The sequence below is a fragment of the Streptomyces sp. NPDC001914 genome, assembly GCF_042891215.1.
Lineage (GTDB): Bacteria > Actinomycetota > Actinomycetes > Streptomycetales > Streptomycetaceae > Streptomyces.
Genome location: NZ_JBIASW010000007.1, coordinates 246,529 through 268,852, shown reverse-complemented (window position 1 = coordinate 268,852; position 22,324 = coordinate 246,529). Strand labels below are relative to the sequence as shown.

Genomic DNA, 22,324 nt, shown 5'->3' with positions numbered 1-22,324 from the left:
CCGGCTGTGCGGGCGACCCGGAACCGGCCGGCCCGCCGTGTGCGGCCCCGGGCGCCGGTCGCCCTGACGTCCGTTCAGGTCCGCACCTCGTCGTACGCCGCCGCCAGCCGTCGTACGCCCTCCGTGATCTCCTCCGTCCCCGCCACCGCCGCGAAACTCAACCTGATCTGGGCGGCCGGGGGTTCGGCGCTGTAGTAGGGACGGCCGGGGGTCACGGCCACTCCGGCGCGAAGGGCGGCGGCGACGAACGCGGACTCGTCGGTGCCGTCGGGCAGCCGCGCCCACAGGTGGTAGCCGCCGAACGGGACGTGGGGCAGGGCGAGTTCGGGCAGCCGCAGCCGCAGCGCGGCGGTCATGGTGTCCCTGCGGGCCTTCAACTCGGCCGAAACCGTACGCAGATGACGCGGCCAGGCCGGTGAGCCGACGAGTTCGAGCGCGGCCTCCTGGAGCGGGCGCGGCACGAAGAAGGTGTCGACCACCTGGATGGCGCGCAGCCGCTCCAGCACCGGCCCGCGCGCCGCGAGGGCGCTGACCCGGAAGCTCGGCGAGGTCGCCTTGGTCAGGGAGCCGACGTGCACCACGACTCCGTCCGGGTCCTCGGCGGCCAGCGGACGCGGCAGCGGGCCCGCGTCCTCGTGCACCAGGCGGCGTACGAAGTCGTCCTCGACGACGAAGGCCCCGGCGTCCCGCGCGATGCGCATCACCTCGCCGCGCCGCTCGGGCGCGAGCACGGCGCCGGTCGGATTCTGGAAGAGCGGCTGGCAGACGAAGACCCGGGCGCCGGTGGCCCTGAAGGCGTCGGCCAGGAGGTCGGGCTTCACCCCGTCGGGGTCCACCGGGACCGGCACGGGGCGAAGGCCGGCGGCACGGGCGATGGCCAGCATGCCCGGATACGTGGGCGACTCGACCAGGACCGGGGCGCCGGGCGGCGCGAGCGCGCGCAGGGCGGTCGTCAGGGCGGTCTGACCGCCGGCCGCGACCAGCACCTCGGCGGCGCCGACCGCCCCGCCGATACCGCGCGCGAACCACTCGCGCAGTTCGGGCAGGCCCTCCATCGGCGGCCGGGACCAGGCCCCTGGGCGGCGGCCGGCCCGGGAGAGGGCCGCGCCCATCGCCCGCTCCGGCTGGAGCGAGGGGTGCAGATAGCCGCCGTTGAACTCGATGACACCGGGTGCGGGCGCGGCGAGCGAGACGAGGACGCCGGAGGCGTCCAGGGTGCGCGGGACGGCCTCGGTCGCGGCGTCCGCGCCGAGCGCGACCTCCTGCCAGGAGGTGTCCCCGGTGGACGTGAGGGCGGGCCGGGGCCGCGCCCTGAAGGCGCCCGCACCGGGCCGGGTGACCACGAGCCCTTCGGCCGCGAGCTGCGCCAGCGCCCGTGACACGGTCACCGGGCTCACCCGGAACCGCTCGACGAGCGCCCGGCTGGACGGCAGCTTTCCACCTGGAGAGTAGCGGTCCAGCTCTTGCCGCAACCGTTCCGCCAGATCATCCACACTGCTACGCTCTTGCATGAGAGCACAGAGTAGCGCTATCGAGCGGACCGGGATAGCGGTCGGCACCGCCGCCGAGCCGACGGCCTCCGCCCGGAACAGGGGTCCCGCCCCGGCCTGGAATCCGGCTCCGGCGGACCGTCGCTCGGGCACCCTTCAGGCGGCCCTGGGTGTCACCGCCTTCTCCCTCACCTTCCCCGCCACCGCCTGGGGCCTGGAGGGCTTCGGCCCCTGGTCGCTGGTGACGGTGCGCTGCGTCCTCGCGGCGGTCGTCGCGGGCGGCTGGCTGCTCGCGCTGAGGGTCCCCCGGCCCGCCCGGCGGCATCTGGCGGGCCTCGCCGTCGTCGCCGCCGGTGTCGTCCTCGGCTTCCCGCTCCTGACGACGCTCGCGCTGCGGACCTCGACCACCGCCCACGCCGCCGTCGTCGTCGGGCTGCTGCCGCTCACGACGGCGCTGTTCTCGGCACTGCGCACCGGCGCCCGGCCCTCGCGGACGTTCTGGCTCGCGGCCTGCGCGGGCGCGGCGGCCGTGATCGCGTTCACCGTGCAGCAGAGCGGCGGCGCCCTGACCGGCGCGGACGCCTACCTCTTCGCGGCCCTGCTGATCTGCGCGGCGGGCTACACCGAGGGCGGCAGGCTGGCCCGGGTGATGCCGGGCTGGCAGGTCATCGGCTGGGCTCTGCTCCTGTGTCTGCCGCTCAGCGTCCCGGGCGCGCTGCTGGCGCTGTCGTACGAACCGGTCCACCTCACGGCGCACAGCGTGACCGGTCTGCTGTGGGTCGCGGTCGGTTCGCAGTTCCTCGGCCTGGTCGTCTGGTACCGGGGGATGGCGTCGATCGGGATTCCCAGGGCCAGCCAGTTGCAGCTCGCCCAGCCGCTGCTCACACTGGTGTGGTCGGTACTGCTCCTGGGCGAGCGGCTCACCCCGGCGGCGCCCCTGACGGCGGCCGCCGTCCTCGTCTGCATCGCTCTGACCCAGCGGGCACGGGGCTGATCTCATCCGCACGGGCCGCGCCGCAGCCCCGGGCCTTGGACCCAAGGCCGTGAACCGCAGCTCCCGTACAGGCGAGGAGACCGTTCAGATGCACGCAAGCAAAGGCGACAAGCTGGTGCAGCACGGCCGGACCGTCGGCCAGCACGACAAGGTCGCGGAGATCACCGAGGTCATGGGAGCGAAAGGCTCTCCCCCCTACCGCGTGCGGTTCGAGGACGGACACGAGGCCGTGTGCTCGCCGGGCCCGGACTCGGAGATCCGTCACCGGGAGATGCCGCCGAAGTAGGGCGGCCGTGACGGACGCCGGGAGGCCGGCGGACGCTTCAGCGCGGGGGTTTCGCCGGCTGCCGGTAGTGGTCGGCGACGACCCGTGCCATCGCGCCGATCCGGTCGTCACCGGCTTCCGAGGCCGCGAAGAAGACGTGCCCGCGCACTTCGGCATGGCGGCGGGCGAGGGTGAGATGGCGGGAGAGTTCGGCCGGGTCCTGCCAGGCCGCGGGCTGCGCCGGGTCGCCCGCCTTGTACAGCGCCTCGCCCGCGTAGAGCTGGACGCCGGTGCCCCGGACGACCCGCGCCCACCAGGCGAGCAGCTGCGCGTAGTCGGCGGCGGGGAAGCCGATGTTCCAGTAGAGCTGGGGGCAGATGTAGTCGATCCAGCGCCGCGCGACCCACTTTCTGGTGTCGGCGTACAGGTCGTCGTACGTCTCGACGCCGGCCCGGGTCGGTGAGCCGAGCGGGTCGGTCGAGGCGTTCCGCCAGACGCCGAAGGGGCTGATGCCGAAGCGGACCCCGGGGCGGACCTTCTTGACGCCCTCCGCCATCTCCCGCACCAGCAGGTCGATGTTGTGGCGCCGCCAGGACGCCCTGTCCCGGTAGCCCGCGCCGTGTTCGGCGTACGCCTTGTCGTCGTCGAAGCGTTCGCCCCGTACCGGGTACGGATAGAAGTAGTCGTCCCAGTGCACGCCGTCGACGGGGTACCGGCGCACCGCGTCGAGCATCGCCGCCCGGACGAAGGTGCGGACCGGGGGCAGCCCGGGGTTGTAGTAGAGCTTCCCGCCGTACCGCACGGTCCAGTCCGGGTGCAGGCGCGCGGGGTGCGAGGGCGCGAGTCTGCGGGGGTCCGGCTGTCCCGAGACGCGGTACGGGTTGAACCAGGCGTGCAGTTCCAGACCGCGCGCGTGGGCCTCGCGCACCGCGGTGCCCAGCGGGTCCCAGCCGGGGTCCCGGCCCTGGACGCCGGTCAGGTAACGGGACCAGGGCTCGTACGGCGAGGGCCACAGCGCGTCGGCGGCGGGACGGACCTGGAAGATCACGGTGTTCAGGCGCAGGCGTACCGCCGTGTCCAGGTGGCCGAGCAGTTCGGCGCGCTGGCGTGCGGGGGTGAGGCCGGTGCGTGAGGGCCAGTCGCGGTTCGAGGCGGTCGCGAGCCACATGCCCCGCATGGCGGGCCGGGCCGCCTGCCGCCGCGGCGCGGCCGCGTCCTGGACGGCCGCCGCGTCCCCCGCCGTACCGAGCCCCGACAGCGTCGCGAGCGCGGCCACCGCGAACGCCCTGCGTGGCAGTCGCCCCATATCCGTACCCCTCACGTCTCGGATCCGTCCGGTCACGTACCGTATCGGCACTCAGCATGCACCACCCCGACGATCGATCATCGATACTTGGGAGTAACGTGCACGTTCGGAGCAGGGACCGAACAACGGACGACCTGCCAGGCAGTGCGGATCAGCGAAGGGGACGATGTGACCGACATCGAACGCGTCGGAGTGGTGGGCTGCGGCCAGATGGGAGCGGGCATTGCCGAGGTGTGCGCCCGCGCCGGACTGGACGTGAAGGTCGCCGAGACCACCGGCGAAGCCCTGGAGATCGGCCGGACCCGGCTCTTCTCCTCCCTGTCCAAGGCGGCCGGGCGCGGGAAGATCTCCGAGGACGAGCTCAAGGCCACCCAGGACCGGCTGAGCTTCACCACGGACCTCGGCGAGTTCGCCGACCGTGACCTGGTGATCGAGGCCGTCGTCGAGAACGAGCAGGTCAAGACCGAGATCTTCCAGGTGCTCGACCAGGTGGTGACCAGGCCGGACGCGATCCTGGCCTCCAACACCTCCTCGATCCCGCTGGTGAAGCTGGCCGTCGCGACCTCGCGTCCGGACCAGGTCATCGGCATCCACTTCTTCAACCCGGCCCCGGTGCAGCAGCTCGTGGAGCTGATCCCGGCGCTGACCACCTCCGAGGGCACCATCGGCCGCGCCCAGCTCTTCGCCGAGAAGGCGCTCGGCAAGCACGCGATCCGCGCCCAGGACCGCTCGGGCTTCGTCGTCAACGCGCTGCTGATCCCGTATCTCCTGTCCGCGATCCGGATGTTCGAGTCGGGCATGGCGAGCCGCGAGGACATCGACAACGGCATGGAGATGGGCTGCGCCCACCCGATGGGCCCGCTGAAGCTGTCCGACCTGATCGGCCTCGACACGGTGGCCTCGGTCGCGTACTCGATGTACCAGGAGTACAAGGAGCCGCTGTACGCCGCTCCCCCGCTGCTCCAGCGCATGGTCGACGCCGGCCGGCTGGGCCGCAAGTCCGGTTCGGGCTTCTACAGCTACGGCTGAGCTGCCGAACGGCGGGAGAACACCCGCTCCGCTTCGCTGAGTTCACGCGGGCCCGGCACCTTCCACGGTGCCGGGCCCGCGGTGTTCACACGCCGTGTGCGGACCGGGCCCGCATATGCCCGGCGCACACTCTCCCCACCTGTCCACCAGGCGAGTTGACTTTCCGTGCGCAGACACAGGGATGTGCCGACCACGGAAAGGAGCGGACTCGTGACCGCCGACCCCGAGCATCCCGCGGCACCGAAGGAGATCGCGGAGTTACGCCGGTCGCTCGAAGTGGGGTTCACCCGCATCGAGGGAGGACTGGCGCTGCTCACCCAGCGCGACGACCAGACGGCCAAGGACCTCGATGACCTGAGCACGCGGATCGTCGCGCTCGAACACACCCGCTGGCCACTGCCCACCGTCGCCGCCGTCGCGGCCGTGGGCGCCCTGGCCCTCGCGGTCTGGCAGGCTCTGGGCCACTAGCGCTCCGCCGTCCCGGCCATGCGGCGGGACGCGGGTGCCGGTCAGGGCAACACGTCCTGACCGAGCCTGAGATGGTGCAGGAGCAGCAGTGCGGCCGCCATGTTGGCGGCCGGGACCTCACCGCGGGCGACCATGTCGGGAACGAGTTTGAGGGGGACCCACTCCCGGCGGTCCGATTCGAAGTCGTCCACGGGGTGTCCGATGTACGCGCCCTCGTCGGCCCAGTAGATGTGATGCCGGGCGTCGGTGAGCCCGTTGGAGGGCTCGACACTCATCAGATGCCGCAGGGGTCCCGGCCGCCAGCCGGTCTCCTCCTCCAGTTCGCGGGCCGCCGCCACAGCGATGTCCTCGCCGTCCTCCACGACGCCCGCCGGGAGCTCCCATCCCCAGCTGTCGGTGATGAAGCGGTGCCGCCACAGCAGCAGCACCTCGTTGGCCTCGTTCACCACCGTGGCCACAGCGACGGGCCGCAGCCGTATCAGGAAGTGATCGAGATGCCGCCCGTCCGGCAGCTCCACATCTGCGAGATTGACGCTGAACCAGCGGTTTTCATACACAGTTTGTTCGTTCTGTTTCGTCCACTGCACGGTTCTGCCACCTTCCGCCGAGTGAAGGCAATATCGCAGCAGCCGCGTCCCGACAGCAGGGCTCACCGGGGTCGGGGCGCAGCACGGTGGCGGTGAACGCAGGGGCGTGCCGGGCCGCTCCCTACAGCGGTACGCGCAGTGCGCCGTCGATGAGTTCAGCGGCCTCGGTCGTCCCCGCGCAGCCGCTGCGCACCAGGTGTTCGCGTACCGCGCGCAGTCTGTCGCGCAGCCGCTGGGACTCCATTCCCCGTGCCTGCTCGGCCATTTGAACGGCCGTCGCCACCGCTTTGTCGGCGTTGCCCTGGCGCAGTTCGATCTGGCTCAGCATGGCCAGCCGGTGCACCCGTCCCCGGTCGTGCGCCGGATTGTCGACGGCGGCCGCGGCGTGCTCCGCGGCGGCCACCAGGTCGCCGAGGCTGAGCAGTGCCTCCGCCACCTGCACGTTGACCAGTCCCGGCTGGACATAGCCGGTCTCGTCGGGCTCGTAACCGCGCCGGATACGCTCGGCGGCCTGCTCGGCACGCCGTATGCAGGACAGCGCGCTGCTGCCGTCGCCGAGGTGCGCGTACGCCTTGGCCTGCATGGCGTAGAGGTCGGAGGCGAGCGCCGGTGTGATGTGGCGCCCCGCGGCGCGCAGCGCGGCCTCGGCGAAGGCGACCGCCTGCCGGTACTCGCGCATGAACAGCGACTGGTTGACCAGCAGCGCTATGACGTAGGCGCCAAGTCCCCTGTCCCCGCTGGCCTTCGCCAGGCGCAGCGCCTGGTGGAAGTAGCGCTGGGCGAGTCCGTGCGCGTCGGAGTCGTAGGCGCAGATGCCCGCGATGGCCACCAACCCGCCCGTCGCACGGTGCAGTTGGCGCCCAGTGGCGTCGGTGTAGCTGCCGCGCAGCAGGGGCGCGGTCTCGGCGTTCAGGAAGCCGACGATCCGGGTGCGGGTCGCCATGCCCCCCGCCTTGCGGTACATCTGCTCGTAGTGGGCCCGTGCCGCGCGCAGCATGTCGATGTCGGCCATGCTGACCTGATGGCGGCCGCCGCGGGAGACGTCCACGTCCTCGGGCGGGTTCTCCCACTCCCACACGGGCATCACGGCGGGGGTTCCGGTGACGGCCTGGGCGCCGAGGATGTGCGGGCGCTGCTGTTCGTCGGAGCGCCACAGCGCGGTGGCGCGCTCGACGAAGCCGGAGAGCGAACCGGTGTGCGGGGTGGAGGGCTCGCCGGGGACCCCGAGGCCGATGTCGTCGAGCGTGACGGGCCGGTGCAGTCGTCCGGCGAGCACCTCGCAGATCAGGTCGGGCACCTGACCGCGCGGTCGCTGGCCCTTCAGCCACCGTGCCACGGCGGTGTGTTCGTAGCGCAGGGCCAGCCCGCGGGCCCGGCCCGCCTGGTTGACGTGGGCGGCGAGTCCCGCGTGCGAGACGCCCGCCTCGTCGAGGATCGCGTCGAGCAGAGTGTTGGGCTGCATGGGAGGCCCCCCGGGTGGCTCGTTGCCGACGGCGCCGGCCGGGCCCGACCGCTCCCGACCGCACCAGAGAGAGTAGTGCGTCCTCTTTCACACGGGGTGTGATGGGAATGCCCGTATCCGCGCTGTGCGCGCGCTGTCGCGGAGAGTTTCGCACCGGTTGACTGAAATGCCTCGCAAGAGGCCGGCCGGGCCGCCGGCTCCCCCTCGTACAGTACGGCGGCCCGCTCCGCGCCGTCCGCCCGGCCGCCTGCCCGACACTCCGTGGCCGGGCGGACGGCAGAGCCGGTCGGCCGGAGCGACCGCGGGACTCCGGTCGTCCGGGAGTGGGTCCCGTGGCCGGTCGTCCCCGGGCGCGCGGAACCGCGACCGCCGTTCCCGTGGTCGGCCCGGTGCCGCCGGCGTCCTTCACGGTGTCCGGCCGGACAGGTCCTGGCGGGGCACGTGCCCGGAGACATGGTCGTGTTTCAGGGCGAGCGGCCGGCGCCCGTTGCGCAGGACGAGGACGGCCACGTCGTCGTCCGGTCTGCCGCCGGTGTGGCGCAGCAGGCCGGTGAACACCGCGCGCAGCACGGCCTGCGGTTCGACGGGTCCGTCGCGGACGGCCGCCGCGAGCGCCGGGAGCAGCGGGAAGAACCGGCCCCGGGCGTCCCGCGCGTCCTCGGCGCCGTCGGTGTGCAGGAAGAGCCCTTCGCCGGGCCGGAGCCGGCCGCAGGATTCGGCCGGCAGACGGGCCGGCAGCGGGAACGGCCCGAGCGGGGGCAGGGGTTCGGCGCGGACGAACGGCCGGACGCGGCCCCGGGTGAGCAGGTACGGCCAGGGGTGGCCGCAGTTGAGGGCGTGCACCTCGCCGTTCCCGCGGATCTCCAGGAGCAGGACGGTGACGAACTCCTCGACGGCGTGGTGGTCGGACTCGGGTCCGGCACAGGCGTGTTCGGACCGGTCCCGCTCGCGCAGGTGCCGGGCCAGCGCCCGCTCGAGTCGTCTGAGGACGCCGCCGAGTTCGGCCTCGTCGTGCGCGGCCTCGCGGAAGCTGCCGAGGACGGCGGCGACGGTCCCGACGGCGCCCAGTCCGTGCCCCCGGACGTCCCCCATCACGACCCGCACGCCGTGCTCGGTGGCGATCGCCTCGTACAGATCGCCGCCGATGCTCGCGCCGTGGTCCGCGGAGAGCTGGGCCGCGGCGATGTCCAGCCCGTCGATGCGCGGTGGCAGCGGGCGCAGCAGCACGTTCTGCGCGGCTCCCGCGATTCTGCGGACCTGCCGGAGCTCGCGCAGCAGCGCTCTTCTGACGTGGAGTATCAGCCCGGCTCCGACCGCGAGGAAGACGGCGCTGGTGACGGCGCGGGCGCCGAGCCCGTTCTCCTGCGCGAGCGGACAGGCCATCTTGTACGAGATCGCGAGCGCGCCCCAGACCGCGGGCAGCCCCAGGTTCACCGCGCGGCGCAGCGGCGGCCGGTCGGCGGTGTGCGGGACCCGGTGATCGAGGACGCCCTGTCCGCAGTCTTCGCGGAACAGGCCGAGGCGCGGCCGGCGGGCGCGCACCGCCCGGTCGAATCCGGCCCTCAGCCGGTCACGCCGACGACGCGGCCCCGGGACCGACCTGGCCGGCTTCCGCGAATGCGTCTGGAGCGTCGCCCTGCGGGGAGCCCCAGCCTTGATACGGATCATGCCGATTGGCCCCCCAATAGGCACTGACGGCGCAGAACGGGCCTCGGAGAGACCGCTCCGATTCTGTCGACCCCCGCCCCGGCCGGGCAGGGTCACCCGGACATGTCACCCGAATGAGTGAGGTGTCCTCGGCGGTCCGCATTTATGCAGGCAGAAGCCGACCCACCAGCGAAAAGGCCCCGACAAGCTCGCCGCGCAGCGGAGTCATGGGTCCGGAAAGGGGAGCGGGGAACCGGGCGCCCCGACCGCGGATGATCCGCGGTCGGGGCGCCCGGTTCCCCGGCGCGTCGGGCGGAGCCGTCAGGCTCCGCGCAGCACGGCTCCCGTTCGCTCGGCGGCGAGCGCCACGGCCGCGTCACGGGCCGCGGAGGCCTCGTCGACGGTCAGCGTGCGGTCGGCGGCACGGAACCGCAGCGCGTAGGCGAGGGACTTCTTGTCCTCGCCGAGCTGCGCGCTCTCGTACTCGTCGAACAGCCGGATGGACTCGAGGAGTTCACCCGCGCCCTCGTGCAGGGCCGCCTCGACGTCCGCGTGCGGGACGCGTCGGTCGACGACCAGCGCGACGTCCTGCGTGGCGACCGGGAAGGTCGAGATCTTCGGGCCCTTGGGGTGGCCCGAGCTCGCCCGCTCCAGCGCGTCCAGGTCCAGCTCCATCGCGCAGGTGCGCGCGGGCAGGCCCAGCGTCTTCAGGACACCGGGGTGCAGCTCACCGGCGTACCCGACGACCTGCTCCGTGCCGTCCACGACGACCGCGAGCTCGGCGCAGCGGCCCGGGTGCCACGGACCGTACTGACCGGAGCGAACCAGGAGTTCGGTCCCCGACTCACGGGCCAGGATGCGGGCGGCCTCGATCGCGTCGGCCCAGTCGGCCGGGCGTCCCTTGCCCCACCAGCCGGCCTGCTCGCGCGCGCCCGCGAGGACGACGGCGGCGTGCCGGGGCTGGACGGGAAGTGCGGCGGTCAGGGACGCGATCTCCTCGTCGGCGGGACGGCGGTCGACGGGCAGCCGCCCGGCGACGCGCAGTTCCTCGCGCGGGTGGAAGACCAGACCGGTCTCGAAGAGCGCCAGGTCGTGGCTGCCGCGTCCGTCGTTGCGGCGCAGGGCCTGCAGCAGGCCCGGCAGCAGCGTCGTACGGAGCGCGGGCTCCTCGTCGGAGAGCGGGTTGACCAGCTTGACGACCTTGCGCTTCGGGTCGTCGTCGGCGAGGCCGAACTGGTCGAAGACGTGCTCGCCGATGAACGGGTAGTTCGGCGACTCGACGTATCCGGCGCCGGCCAGCGCGCGGCCGACCCGGCGGTGCAGCCGCTGCCGGTCGGTGAGGCCGAGGCCCGCCGGCGGCTTGGGCAGCGTGGAGGGCAGGTTCTCGTAGCCCTCGAGCCGGATGACCTCTTCGGCGAGGTCGTTCGGGTCGGTCAGGTCGGGCCGCCAGGACGGCACGGTGACGATCAGCTCGTCCTGACCGTAGACGTCGCAGCCGACCTCCTGGAGGCGGCGTACGACGGTCTCGCGGCCGTAGTCGACACCGGCCACCTTGTCCGGGTGGTCCGCCGGGATGGTGATGGTGTGCGGCGCGGACGGCGCGATCACCTCGGTGACCCCGGCGTCGGCGGTGCCGCCCGCGAGGAGCACGAGGAGGTCGACGGTCCGCTGGGCCGCGGCCGAGGTGGCCTCGGGGTCGGAGCCGCGCTCGAAGCGCTTGGACGCCTCGGAGGCCAGCTTGTGCCGGCGGGCCGTGCGCGCGATGGAGATCGGGTCGAAGTGCGCGGCCTCGATGACGACCTCGGTGGTGGTGCCCTCGGTGTCGTCGATCTCGGTGTGGGCGCCGCCCATGACGCCCGCGAGGCCGATGGGGCCGCGGTCGTCGGTGATCACCAGGTCGCCGGCGTCCAGCGTGCGCTTGACGCCGTCGAGGGTGGTGAGCTTCTCGCCCTTCTCGGCCCGGCGCACGCCGATCGTGCCCTGGACCCGGCTGCGGTCGTAGGCGTGCAGCGGCTGGCCGAGCTCCAGCATCACGTAGTTGGTGATGTCGACGGCGAGCGAGACCGGGCGCATGCCGGCCTTCTGCAGCCGGCGGCGCAGCCAGATCGGGGACTGGGCGTCGGGGTCGAGGCCGGTCACCGTCCGCGCGGTGAAGCGGTCGCAGCCCATGGGGTCGCTGATCCGCACCGGGTGCCCGAACGCGTTCGGGGCCGGCACGTCGAGCAGCGCGGGGTCGCGCAGCGGCAGGCCGTAGGCGATGGCGGCCTCGCGGGCCACACCGCGCAGCGACAGGGCGTAGCCGCGGTCGGGCGTGACCGCGATGTCGAGGACCTCGTCGACGAGCTGGAGCAGCTCGATCGCGTCGGTGCCGGGCTCGACCTCCGGCGGCAGCACGATGATGCCGCCGCTGCCGTCGTCGCCCATGCCCAGCTCGTCGCCGGAGCAGATCATGCCGTGCGAGGTCTTGCCGTACGTCTTGCGCGCGGCGATCGCGAAGTTGCCGGGCAGGACGGCGCCGGGCAGGACCACGACCACCTTGTCGCCGACGGCGAAGTTGCGCGCGCCGCAGACGATCTCCTGGGGCTCACCGGTGCCGTTGGCGGTGCCGACGTCGACGGTGCAGAAGCGGATGGGCTTCTTGAACTCCGTCAGTTCCTCGATGGTGAGCACCTGGCCGACGACCAGGGGACCCTTGAGGTCGGCGCCGAGCTGCTCGACCGTCTCGACCTCGAGCCCTGCCGAAATGAGCTTGGCCTGGACGTCGCGCCCGGTCTCCGTCGCCGGCAGGTCGACGTACTCCCGCAGCCAAGAAAGCGGGACCCGCATCAGATCTCCATCCCGAACGGCCGGGTGAACCGGACGTCACCCTCGACCATGTCTCGCATGTCTTCAACGTTGTGACGGAACATCAGCATCCGCTCGATGCCGAACCCGAAGGCGAATCCGCTGTACTTCTCCGGGTCGACGCCGCAGGCGACGAGCACGCGCGGGTTGACCATGCCGCAGCCGCCGAGCTCGATCCAGCCCTCGGAGGAGCAGGTCCGGCAGGGACGGTCGGGGTTGCCGACGGACTCGCCCTTGCAGACGTAGCAGAGCATGTCCATCTCGGCGGACGGCTCGGTGAAGGGGAAGTAGTTCGGGCGCAGCCGGGTCTTCATGTCCGAGCCGAAGAGCGACTGGACCATGTGATCCAGGGTGCCCTTGAGGTCGGCCATGGTCAGGCCCTCGTCGACGGCCAGCAGCTCGATCTGGTGGAAGACCGGGGTGTGCGTGGCGTCGAGCTCGTCCGTGCGGTAGACGCGGCCGGGGCACACGACGTAGACGGGCGGCTCCCGGTCGAGCAGGGCGCGGGCCTGCACCGGCGAGGTGTGGGTGCGCAGCACGACACCGGACTCGTCGCCGTGGGTGCCCTCGGGGCCCTGGACGAAGAAGGTGTCCTGCATCTGCCGGGCCGGGTGGTCCGGGCCGAAGTTCAGGGCGTCGAAGTTGAACCACTCCGCCTCGACCTCGGGGCCCTCGGCGACCTCGTATCCCATGGACACGAAGACGTCCGCGACCCGCTCCATCATGGTGGTCAGCGGGTGCCGGGCGCCGGAGGGCACACGGTCGTACGGCAGGGTGACGTCGACCGCCTCCTCGACCAGTACGCGCGCGTCGCGCTCGGCCTCCAGCTCGGTCTGGCGGGCGGCGAGGGCCTTGTTCACGGCGCCCCGGGCCTGGCCGACGAGCTTGCCGGCCGCGGCCTTGGCCTGCGGGGGCAGTGCGCCGATCTCGCGGTTGGCGAGGGCCAGCGGGGAGGTGCCGCCGGTGTGGGCGACCTTGGCCTCCTGAAGCGCGTCGAGGTCGCCGGCGGCGGCGAAGGCGGCGAGCGCCTCGTCCCGCATGCGCTCGATCTCTTCCGGTTTCAAGGCCTCGACCTCTACAGGGTCGTACGACTTATTAGGTGCCGACATCTCTTCCCGTGCTTCCGGTTGGCTGGCTGAGGGTCCCCGTCATCGACTCGGAGACGAATCGTCCGCAGATGAGTGGACGCAAAGGTGCCAAAGGCCGAGTCTAACGGGGGTGAGGGTCCGCCCAGGACGGGGCGTCCTCGCGGTGTTCGGGTGCGGAGGCGCCCGTGGGGGCCGCTGCGGCGCTAGAGGAGATACGCCGGGGTGCCCACGGGCAGCGTAAATCGGAACTCGGCGCCCCCGCCGGGGGCGCGTCCGACCGTGATCGTGCCGCCGTGGGCTTCGACGATGCCCTTGACGATGTAGAGCCCGAGGCCGGTGCCGCCGCGCTTGCTGCCCCGCCAGAAGCGGGTGAAGACGCGGTTCATGGACTCCTCCGGGATTCCGGTGCCCTCGTCGCTCACGGTGACCGACGTGACGGCGTTCGCCGTGCCCTCCTCGTCCGGCCGCTCGCGCGGGGACGTGGAGGGTGCCACGTCGATGGTGACGGTTCCCTCGCCGTGGCGCACCGCATTTTCGATCAGGTTGCTGAGCACCTGGTCGACCTTGTCGGGGTCGGCCCACAGGGCGGGCAGGGGCTGCTCGATGCGCAGCAGGAAGCGGTCGGCGGGCTGGCCGGAGGCGACGTACGCCTGGATGTGGCGGCCGACGGCGGCGCCGATGTCGACGGGCTGACGGCGTACCTCGAGGCGGCCGGAGTCGATGCGGGAGATGTCCAGGAGTTCGGCGATGAGCCGGGTGACGCGGTTGGCGTCGGCGTCGACGGTCTCCAGCATCAGTTTCTTCTGGTCGTCGGTGAAGCGTTCCCACTTGGCGAGCAGGGTCGCGGTGAAGCCCTTGACGGAGGTGAGCGGCGAGCGCAGTTCGTGGGCGACCGTGGCGATCAGCTCGGCGTGGCTGCGCTCGGTGCGGCGCCGGGCCTCGGTGTCCCGCAGGCAGACGACGACCCGGCGGACCGGTCCGGTGGGGTGGGTGCGCACGTAGCGCGCGGAGACGAGGATCTCGCGGCCGCCGGGGAGCAGCAGGTTCCGTTCGGGCTGGCCGTTGCGGATGGCGAGCCCGCCGTAGGGGTCGGTCAGCTGCCACCAGCGCCGGCCTTCGAGGTCCTCCAGCGGGAGGGCCGCTTCGAGCCGGAGGCCGAGGGCCTCGCCGGCGGGGACCGCGGTGATCCGGGCGGCGGCGGCGTTGAAGCAGACGACCCGGCCGCTCTCGTCGGCGACCACGATCCCGTCGGGCAGATCGTCGGGGTCTATGCCGAGGCCGGCTCCGGCGGTGTCATCGGGCCGGGGCGCGGAAGTGCCGCGCGCGTCCCGCGCTCGCAGCGCGCTGTGGGCACCGCCCGTGCCGACACTCATCCCCGTACCCCACCTCTCGTCTGGCGCAGAGGGCCCCCGGGCCCGTCACCCTACTAGCTGCCGGTGACGGAGCGGCACCCTGTGGAGGCGCGCTGTGCACGGGCTGACGCGTAGAGACATACGGCCGCGGCCGTCGCCAGGTTCAGGCTCTCGGCCTTTCCGTGGATCGGAACGCGCACGACGGCGTCGGCCAGCGCGCGGGTCTCCTCCGGAAGCCCCCAGGCCTCGTTGCCGAAGACCCAGGCGGTGGGGCCGCCCATGGTGCCCTTGTCGAGTTCGTCGTCGAGGTCGTCCTCCCCGGCGCCGTCGGCGGCCAGGATGCGGACGCCGGCGTCCTTGAGTCCGGCCACGGCCTGCTCGACGGGCACGCCGACGGCGACGGGCAGATGGAACAGGGACCCGACGGAGGCACGTACGGCCTTGGGGTTGTACAGGTCGACGGACGCGTCGGTGAGGACGACGGCCTCGGCGCCGGCGGCGTCCGCGCAGCGCAGCACGGTTCCGGCGTTCCCGGGGTCGCGGACGTGGGCGAGCACGGCGACGAGCTTCGGGCGGGCGGCGAGGATCTCCTCGAAGGGCGTGTCGACGAACCGGCACACGCCGACGATTCCCTGCGGGGTCACGGTGGTGGAGATGTCCGCGATGACCTGCTCGTCGGCCAGGTGGACGCGGGCTCCGACGGTGCGGGCCTCCGCGACGAGGTCGGCGTACCGCTCGGCGGCCTCCACGGTGGCGAACAGCTCGACGAGCGTGTCACCGCCGTGTGCCGCAGCCTCCCGCACGGCCTGCGGCCCCTCGGCGAGAAACAGCCGTTCCTTCCCCCGGAAGTTCCGCCGGGCCAGCCGCCGCGCGGCCGAGACGCGGGGGGAACGAGGCGAGATCAGCTCGGGGCTGGCGGAGGGCATTTCAGGTTCACCTTCGATATCTGGGACGACTGCAACCCGCTAGGGGCGCGGGGAACTGCGCGATCAGCCCCCACTGGCCCGCACCCGGGCGAACAGCCTCAACGGGCGTCAGCAGCAAAGGACCCGCAGGCTGAAACCTGCGGGTCCTTCAGTCACGTCGGCAAAAGCCAGCGCAGCGTCACGCGGCCTTCGGCGCGTTGACGTCCGACGGCAGCGCCTTCTGCGCGACCTCGACGAGCGCGGCGAACGCGTTGGCGTCGTTGACGGCCAGCTCCGCGAGGATCTTGCGGTCCACCTCGATGTTGGCGGCCTTCAGACCCTGGATGAGGCGGTTGTACGTCATGCCGTTCTGGCGGGCCGCAGCGTTGATGCGCTGGATCCACAGCTGACGGAAGTCGCCCTTGCGCTTCTTGCGGTCGTTGTAGTTGTAGACCAGCGAGTGGGTGACCTGCTCCTTGGCCTTGCGGTACAGGCGCGAACGCTGACCGCGGTAGCCGGAGGCCGCCTCGAGGATCGCCCGGCGCTTCTTGTGGGCGTTGACTGCCCGCTTGACGCGTGCCACTTTTTAACTCCTTGTAGCGGGGCCGTGGTTGGACTCACACGACCCGAAATCGATTGGGTCCCGGATCAGACGTACGGCGCTGGGCGCCGGTACGTCACTTGCCGAGAAGCTTCTTGATCTTCGCGGCGTCGCCCGGGGCCATCTCGGCGGTGCCGGTCAGGCGGCGCGTCACGCGGGACGACTTGTGCTCGAGCAGGTGGCGCTTGCCGGCGCGCTCACGGAGCACCTTGCCGGAGCCGGTGATCTTGAAGCGCTTGCTGGCACCGCTGTGCGACTTGTTCTTCGGCATAGCGCCGTTCTCTCCTCGTCAGTGGCGTTCCGGTGCCCGGTCGCGGGACCGGGCACGGGTGGAACGTCATATGTATCGATTGACATCCCGGGGCGGGGGCCCTGGGATCAGGCCTCGGCTGACGCCTCGGCCGGGGTCTCGGCCGACTCGGCCTCGGCGGGCGCGCTCTCGGTGCTGCCACCGTCGGCGACGACCTCTTCTGCGGCGTTCTGCGAGCGACCGGGGTTGGCCTTCGCTTCCGCCTTGCGAGCCGCCTGAGCCTCACGGGCCTCGGCCATCGCCTCGGTCTTCTTCTTGTGCGGACCGAGAACCATGATCATGTTTCGGCCGTCCTGCTTCGGGTTCGACTCGATGAACCCGAGGTCCTCGACGTCCGTGGCCAGACGCTGCAGCAGTCGGTAGCCGAGCTCCGGCCGGGACTGCTCGCGACCACGGAACATGATCGTGATCTTGACCTTGTCGCCCTGCTTGAGGAACCGGACGACGTGACCCTTCTTCGTGTCATAGTCGTGCGGGTCGATCTTCGGCCGGAGCTTCATCTCCTTGATGACCGTGTGCGCCTGGTTCTTGCGCGCCTCACGGGCCTTCATGGCCGATTCGTACTTGAACTTGCCGTAGTCCATGAGCTTGCAGACGGGCGGGCGGGCGTTCGCCGCCACCTCGACGAGGTCGAGGTCGTACTCCTGAGCAAGCTCAAGGGCCTTGGCAAGCGGAACAATCCCGACCTGCTCGCCGCTGGGACCGACAAGTCGCACTTCGGGAACGCGAATCCGGTCGTTGATGCGGGGCTCGGCGCTGATGGATCCTCCTCGGTAGCACCACACGGCGGTCTGGCGGACAGCCGCGTATGTCTCTGATGACACTTTGACCAACCGCCGCAGGGCATGAAAAATGCCCCGGACGGGACACAGGCGGGGCTCCATGACAACCGGAGCACCGCCGCGGTCAACCGCGGGGCGCGCACTCGGGCGACTCCATCGTCCGTACGGAACGATGGCGGCCGCCTGACCGGATGACCCGCCGTCCCGGAGGACGGTCAGGTGGGAGATCGGAGCCTCCACTTGTGGGCCGGGCACAAGGTGTCCGGCCGGTCGTTACACAAGGTTAGCAGTTCCGCCGGGTACGCGCTAACCGGAGGCCTCCTCACCGCCGCCCACCGGGCGCGGGCGCCCCCGGCCCGGCGGGCGGCGGGCTCCCGTGGACGGGGCCGCGCGCGCCGGGGCCTATCGTGTGAGGCATGAGTGACACCCCTCCCCAGAACCCCGACTACGACACCATGACCCGCGACATCGCCGAGGTCCCCGCGGTCGAGGTCATCGTGACGGTCGCCGTGAACCTGATGAGCGCCGCAGCCGTGAAGCTCGGTCTCACCGAGGAGGGCGACGAGCACAAGGACCTGGACGAGGCGCGCAAGCTGGTCACCGCCCTCGCCGGCCTGCTCGACGCGAGCGCGACCGAGATCAGCTCCTTCCACGCCGCGCCGCTGCGCGACGGCCTGAAGTCCCTCCAGCTCGCCTTCCGCGAGGCGTCCCTCGTCCCGGACGAGCCCGGCCAGGGCCCCGGCGAGAAGTACACGGGCCCCGTCTACGGCTGACCCGTGCCCGTGTCCGTACGAGCCGTCGCACGGACACGGACCCGCCCGCGTACCTATCCGCGTACGTACAGGGGCTCGCCCGGAGGCGTCGCCCCGGCCGGCAGCAGTGCCAGGTCGAGGCCGCGCACCAGGCGGGCCCTCAGTGTTTCGTCGGCCGCGAGCCGCTCCGCCACCGCGCGTGCGGTCTCGGCGGGGGCGGCGGAGGGGTCGAGCACGAGCGCGAGGGTGCCGTCCGCCGGGCCCGGGCCGAGATGGGCGCGGGCCACCAGCGGCTCGGCGGCGACCGAGGCCCGTACCGCCTCCACGACGGCGGGATCGGCGAGCGGATCGGCGGTCGTACGTCCCTCGGCGACCGCCAGCAGGGCGGGACCCGTCAGCTCGTAGGCCACGGGCCCGGCCAGGTCCAGCACGATCGTGTCGGCCTTCTCGTGGACCGCGGCCTCCAGGACCTGGTTCAGCCGTACGGCGACGGGGCGGGCCTCGGGGTCCCAGCGGGCCAGCGCATCCGTGGAGGTGAAGGCGGGCAGGGCCGTACGTTTCCCGGCCTTGAGCGTGGGCACGGCCATGTCACTGGTCTTCTCGCGGCGCAGCCCGTTCTCGTCCTCCTCGACCTCGCCGAGCATCGCCACGACGGGCACGAGCAGCCGGGCGCCCGAGAGGGCCTCCAGGACCGGCGGCACGGCGGAGCGGTCGGCGGACCAGGCCGCGAGCGCGGCACTCAGCCGGGGGTCGGCGGAGCCGTCGTCGTCGGGGAAGCCGGAGTCGGGAATGTTCTTGTTCGCCACGGTCCCCGACCCTATCGGGGGGATACTGCTGCGCTTGTGCGGCCCCCGTAACGCGCGGGCGACGGGATTCATGCGTTTCTCAGTTTTCCCTGACACGCCTTTCACACGCGTCTAACCGCGGGCACAGCACAGCCGTCCAGCATCGCCGGATGGACCGTCACAGAGCACGCGGGCGCCGTGCCCGGCCCTCCCGCGGCAAGCCGCTCCTGTACACCGCGGTGGCCTCCTTCGTCCTCGTCGGCGCCACGGCTGCCGGGACGGTGTACATGAAGGCGCAGGCGCACGACGGCTCCGGCGTCGTATCGTCTGCGGCGTCGGCGTCGCCCTCCGCGTCACCGGCCGGGAGCGAGGAGGCGTCGGTGGAACCCGTGGCGGAGCCCTCCGTGGACCGGGACGCGCTGCTCGCCAAGGCACTGAAGTCGGTGACCGTGGCAGCCGGTGCGAAGACCTCGGTCGCCGTCCTCGACATCGACTCCGGCGAGAGCGCCGTCCACGGCGACACGGCCTTCGACACCGCGAGCATCGTCAAGGTGAACATCCTGGCCGCGCTGCTGCTCCAGGCGCAGGACGCGGACCGGCATCTCACCGCGCGGGAGAAGACGTACGCCACCGCGATGATCGAGAACAGCGACAACGCGTCGGCGACCGCGCTGTGGGCCTCCATCGGCCGGGCCGACGGGCTGGACGCCGCGAACAAACGCTTCGGGCTGACGGACACCCACGGCGGCGACGGCGAGCTGTGGGGTCTGACGCAGACCACCGCCGGCGACCAACTGACCCTGCTGCGCCAGGTGTTCGGGGACGACTCCGAACTGAGCGCGGCCTCGCGGTCCTATCTCCAGGGGCTGATGGGCGAGATCGAGACCGACCAGCAGTGGGGGGTGTCCGCCGCCGGCGACGATTCGGGCTGGGCGCTCAAGAACGGGTGGCTGGCGCGCAGCACGACCGGGCTGTGGGACATCAACAGCATCGGGCGGATCTCGGCCGACGGCCGCGACTACCTCGTGGCGACGCTGTCGAACGGCAACTCCACGCAGGCCAAGGGCATTTCGCTGGTGGAGGCGGTGTCGAAGGCGGCGGTGGCCTCGTTCCGGGACACGGCCGAGGACTGAGGCCCCGGACGGCGTTCGCCGCCGAACCGGTTCGGGGCGGATGGTTGCCGGACAGTATGTCCCGCCAAACCTGTTCAGGGGCGGGCGGGTTGCCGAACCGCGTTCGCCGCTAGGGCCGTTCGAACGGGTTCGAGGGTCTGCGTCCGCGCCACAGGAACACCGCCGCCGTCAGCAGGCCGAGGCCCAGGGCGCCCGCGAGGGGAGCGGCCCAGTCGGCCGAACCACCGCCGTCGTCGGGGGTGTCGGGCCCCGTACCGAAGTACTTCTGGCCGTACGCGGCCGCCTTGGGGCCGCCCTCCGGCTTGATCCGGCCGGCCGCCTTGATGGCCGCGGCGGGGTCGACGAAGCCGTAGCCGCGGGAGTCGTCACGGCCTCCGGAGGGAACGTTGCGGGCGGTGTCCTCCAGCAGCCGCTTGATCTGCGCCGGGGACAGCCCCGGGTGGGCGGCCTTGACGAGCGCGACCGCGCCGGAGACGAACGCGGACGCCGCGCTGGTGCCCCAGCCCTCGTAGTACCGGTCGTCCGGGTCGGCGATGACCACGTCGACACCCGGGGCGCTCACGGTGGCGTACCAGCGGCGGGTGGAGAAGGAGGCGTGGGTTCCGTAGCGGTCCACGGCGGTCGCCGCGATGACGCCGGGGTAGGCGGCGGGGTACGAGATGTGGTCGCCCTTCTCCCCGCCGTTGCCGGCGGAGGCGACGACGGCGACGCCCTTCTTCAGCGCGTACTGGACGGCTTCGTCCTCGGCGGGTTCGGGGTGGGCGGACCTGGAGTCGTCGCCGAGGGAGAGGTTGATGACGTCGGCGCCGTGGTCGGCGGCCCAGCGGATGCCCTCCGCGAGGGCGTTGCCACGGGTGTTGCGGGCCTTGGAGCGGGCCGGGTCCTTGTCCTCGAGGATGACGCGGACGGGCAGGATCCTGGCTTCCGGGGCGATCCCCATGACGCCGTCGGCGTCGCCCGGCCCGTGGCCGTGACCGGCGATGATGCCGGCCATGGCGGTGCCGTGCCGGGCCCAGGTCCGGTCACCGCGGCTCGCGCCGAAACCGACCATGTCCTTCTCGCCGAGCACGTTGCCCTTGAGATCCGGGTGCCGGGCGTCGACGCCGGTGTCGAGGACGGCGACGGTGACGCCCTTGCCCTTGGTCGTGCGCCACGCCTGCTGCGTGTGCATCGCGTCGAGGCCCCACTGCTGGGCACGTATGCCGTCGGCGTGCGCGGCCGTGGAGGGCACCAGCGCGAGGGAGGCGGCGAGGATCGCGGTGAGGGCACCGGAGCGGCGGGAGAGCCGGGGCCGGCGGGTCGCCGTGCGCCGGGTGCGGCCGTCGGGGCCGTCGTCGCGGGTCATGACGGCTTCTCCGTGGACGAGGTGACGGTCTTGCGAAGGCCTCGCTCGACCCGGTCGGCGAGGCCCTGCGCCTCGTGGCCGAGGCCCGACTGGGCCGCGGCCGTGGTCGCCTCCGGCTTCATCGCCTCGGCGGCGGGCTGCGGGGCGGCGACCGTACGCCCGTCGGCGAACCCGGAGACCGCGTACACGACGACGGGGGCGTCCGTGAGGACGGACACCGTCCACGAGGCACGCTGGGCCCTGCCGAAGCCTGCAGCAGCGGTGCCCTCGGCCGCGTAGGGCAGGGGCAGCAGGTCGGTGCGCCGGTCCAGGCCCTCCTTGCGGAAGCGGGCCTTCAGGGAGGTCATGCCCGCCGCGTCCGCCTTGGTGAACAGCAGACCGACGGTGGTGACATGGCTGCGGGTCGCGTCCACGTAGGTGGCACGCAGCAGGCGCAGGCAGCCGACGGGGGCGAGGGCCTGGCGCAGCAGTGGGTCGAAGGCGTCCTTGCAGCCGGTGTCGGGGGCGACGGCGATCCGCGTCCAGGCCCGGTCGGAGCCGCCGGGGCCCGCGCCGTCGCCGCGCACGGTCGGCGGGAAGAGCTGGTCCACGGGCACGCTGTGCCAGAGCGCTCCGGCCGCCGTGAACGCGCCGGGCGAACCGGCCGCGTCCGTGTCGTCGCCGGTGAGCCAGCTGCCGGTCACGGCGCCGCCGATGAGCCCGAGGCCGAGCACGAGGCAGGTCGCGGCGGCCACGGCACCCGGCCGGATCCGCCCGCGGAACGGACGTACCCGCGCGGTGTCGCCGCCGTACGTCTCGGGCTCCGCGAAGGTCACGAAGGGGCGCCGCAGGTCCGGGGCGGTTCCGGTGGGAGCCGCCGCCGACGGTGCCGGAACGAACGCAGGCGAGCCGGCGGAGCCGTCGACCGACCGGTCCGGCCCGGTCCGCGTCACCTCTCCGAAGCGCTCCCCGAAACCGGGCTCCCGTTCGGACACTCCCGGCTCGGAGGGGTGCGAGGGGGCGGACGGTCGCTGAAGCCCGGCCGGGTGCGAGGAGCCGGACAGGCCGGGCTCGAAGGTGCGCGACGGCTCGGGGGCCCGCGGGGGCACGGCCGGGCGCGCGGGGGCCGACGGGTGCGTGGTCTGGGGCGAGCTCTGCAGCCCGGCCGGCCGCGAGGGCTCCGAGGGGCGCGGGGCGCCG

General features: G+C 72.5%; 21 protein-coding genes. 6 read left to right on the top strand and 15 right to left on the bottom strand.

The window, feature by feature from the left end:
* Nucleotides 1–74: 74 nt before the first annotated feature.
* Complete coding sequence (locus ACFYYF_RS21605; RefSeq protein WP_388778017.1) at nt 75–1,511, bottom strand: PLP-dependent aminotransferase family protein; 1,437 nt, start codon at nt 1,509–1,511, stop codon at nt 75–77.
* Here ACFYYF_RS21605 and ACFYYF_RS21600 point away from each other — a divergent pair.
* Nucleotides 1,510–2,484, top strand: a complete 975-nt coding sequence (locus ACFYYF_RS21600) for a DMT family transporter (RefSeq protein ID WP_388778015.1) — start codon at nt 1,510–1,512, stop codon at nt 2,482–2,484. The genes ACFYYF_RS21605 and ACFYYF_RS21600 overlap by 2 nt on opposite strands.
* Before the next feature lie 88 nt (nt 2,485–2,572).
* The gene (locus tag ACFYYF_RS21595) at nt 2,573–2,770 is read left to right on the top strand and encodes a DUF1918 domain-containing protein (RefSeq protein WP_361679372.1); all 198 of its coding nucleotides are present in this window, start codon (nt 2,573–2,575) and stop codon (nt 2,768–2,770) included.
* A 37-nt stretch (nt 2,771–2,807) separates the two neighbouring features.
* Here ACFYYF_RS21595 and ACFYYF_RS21590 read toward each other — a convergent pair whose 3' ends face one another.
* The gene (locus ACFYYF_RS21590; protein WP_388778011.1) at nt 2,808–4,055 is read right to left on the bottom strand and encodes a glycoside hydrolase family 10 protein; all 1,248 of its coding nucleotides are present in this window, start codon (nt 4,053–4,055) and stop codon (nt 2,808–2,810) included.
* Between the two features lie 168 nt (nt 4,056–4,223).
* Between ACFYYF_RS21590 and ACFYYF_RS21585 the strand changes: the two genes are divergently transcribed.
* Together ACFYYF_RS21585 and ACFYYF_RS21580 are read left to right on the top strand one after the other, a co-directional pair.
* Nucleotides 4,224–5,084, top strand: a complete 861-nt coding sequence (locus ACFYYF_RS21585) for a 3-hydroxybutyryl-CoA dehydrogenase (RefSeq protein WP_361679378.1) — start codon at nt 4,224–4,226, stop codon at nt 5,082–5,084.
* 210 nt (nt 5,085–5,294) lie between these two features.
* Nucleotides 5,295–5,552, top strand: a complete 258-nt coding sequence (locus ACFYYF_RS21580) for a hypothetical protein (protein WP_361679381.1) — start codon at nt 5,295–5,297, stop codon at nt 5,550–5,552.
* A gap of 41 nt (nt 5,553–5,593) precedes the next feature.
* On the opposite strand, the gene ACFYYF_RS21575 is transcribed toward ACFYYF_RS21580, so the two are convergent.
* The 10 genes from ACFYYF_RS21575 to infC form a co-directional block, all read right to left on the bottom strand.
* Nucleotides 5,594–6,139, bottom strand: coding sequence for an NUDIX hydrolase (locus ACFYYF_RS21575; RefSeq protein WP_339128267.1), 546 nt, complete (start codon nt 6,137–6,139; stop codon nt 5,594–5,596).
* Nucleotides 6,140–6,260: 121 nt separating this feature from the next.
* The gene (locus tag ACFYYF_RS21570) at nt 6,261–7,601 is read right to left on the bottom strand and encodes a transcriptional regulator (RefSeq protein ID WP_361679384.1); all 1,341 of its coding nucleotides are present in this window, start codon (nt 7,599–7,601) and stop codon (nt 6,261–6,263) included.
* Nucleotides 7,602–8,006: 405 nt separating this feature from the next.
* Complete coding sequence (locus ACFYYF_RS21565; protein WP_388778422.1) at nt 8,007–8,984, bottom strand: PP2C family protein-serine/threonine phosphatase; 978 nt, start codon at nt 8,982–8,984, stop codon at nt 8,007–8,009.
* 585 nt (nt 8,985–9,569) lie between these two features.
* A complete protein-coding gene (gene pheT, locus ACFYYF_RS21560) occupies nt 9,570–12,074 on the bottom strand; it encodes a phenylalanine--tRNA ligase subunit beta (RefSeq protein WP_388778005.1) in 2,505 nt (834 codons plus the stop codon).
* On the bottom strand, nt 12,074–13,201 hold the full coding sequence (gene pheS, locus ACFYYF_RS21555) for a phenylalanine--tRNA ligase subunit alpha (RefSeq protein WP_388778002.1): 1,128 nt from the start codon (nt 13,199–13,201) through the stop codon (nt 12,074–12,076). The genes pheT and pheS overlap by 1 nt, the downstream gene beginning before the upstream one ends.
* Nucleotides 13,202–13,383: 182 nt before the next feature.
* Complete coding sequence (locus ACFYYF_RS21550; protein ID WP_361679393.1) at nt 13,384–14,553, bottom strand: ATP-binding protein; 1,170 nt, start codon at nt 14,551–14,553, stop codon at nt 13,384–13,386.
* Between the two features lie 53 nt (nt 14,554–14,606).
* Nucleotides 14,607–15,458 carry a TrmH family RNA methyltransferase gene (locus ACFYYF_RS21545; protein ID WP_388777998.1) on the bottom strand — a complete coding sequence of 284 codons (852 nt, stop codon included), beginning with the start codon at nt 15,456–15,458 and terminating at the stop codon, nt 14,607–14,609.
* A gap of 178 nt (nt 15,459–15,636) precedes the next feature.
* Nucleotides 15,637–16,020, bottom strand: a complete 384-nt coding sequence (gene rplT / locus ACFYYF_RS21540; protein ID WP_003970214.1) for a 50S ribosomal protein L20 — start codon at nt 16,018–16,020, stop codon at nt 15,637–15,639.
* A gap of 94 nt (nt 16,021–16,114) precedes the next feature.
* A complete protein-coding gene (gene rpmI / locus ACFYYF_RS21535; RefSeq protein WP_006374321.1) occupies nt 16,115–16,309 on the bottom strand; it encodes a 50S ribosomal protein L35 in 195 nt (64 codons plus the stop codon).
* A gap of 107 nt (nt 16,310–16,416) precedes the next feature.
* Nucleotides 16,417–17,133, bottom strand: coding sequence for a translation initiation factor IF-3 (gene infC, locus ACFYYF_RS21530; protein ID WP_388778419.1), 717 nt, complete (start codon nt 17,131–17,133; stop codon nt 16,417–16,419).
* A gap of 413 nt (nt 17,134–17,546) precedes the next feature.
* Between infC and ACFYYF_RS21525 the strand changes: the two genes are divergently transcribed.
* Entirely contained in the window at nt 17,547–17,903 is a 357-nt protein-coding gene (locus ACFYYF_RS21525; protein ID WP_151468384.1) for a DUF1844 domain-containing protein, read from the top strand.
* A gap of 53 nt (nt 17,904–17,956) precedes the next feature.
* Here ACFYYF_RS21525 and ACFYYF_RS21520 read toward each other — a convergent pair whose 3' ends face one another.
* Nucleotides 17,957–18,688 carry an SseB family protein gene (locus ACFYYF_RS21520; protein ID WP_388777993.1) on the bottom strand — a complete coding sequence of 244 codons (732 nt, stop codon included), beginning with the start codon at nt 18,686–18,688 and terminating at the stop codon, nt 17,957–17,959.
* Nucleotides 18,689–18,837: 149 nt separating this feature from the next.
* On the opposite strand from ACFYYF_RS21520, the gene ACFYYF_RS21515 reads away from it, so the two are divergent.
* Nucleotides 18,838–19,800, top strand: coding sequence for a serine hydrolase (locus ACFYYF_RS21515; protein WP_388777990.1), 963 nt, complete (start codon nt 18,838–18,840; stop codon nt 19,798–19,800).
* Between the two features lie 109 nt (nt 19,801–19,909).
* On the opposite strand, the gene mycP is transcribed toward ACFYYF_RS21515, so the two are convergent.
* Together mycP and ACFYYF_RS21505 are read right to left on the bottom strand one after the other, a co-directional pair.
* On the bottom strand, nt 19,910–21,145 hold the full coding sequence (gene mycP, locus ACFYYF_RS21510) for a type VII secretion-associated serine protease mycosin (protein ID WP_388777987.1): 1,236 nt from the start codon (nt 21,143–21,145) through the stop codon (nt 19,910–19,912).
* A complete protein-coding gene (locus ACFYYF_RS21505; protein ID WP_388777984.1) occupies nt 21,142–22,077 on the bottom strand; it encodes a hypothetical protein in 936 nt (311 codons plus the stop codon). Before ACFYYF_RS21505 ends, mycP begins: the two co-directional genes overlap by 4 nt.
* Nucleotides 22,078–22,324: the final 247 nt, after the last annotated feature.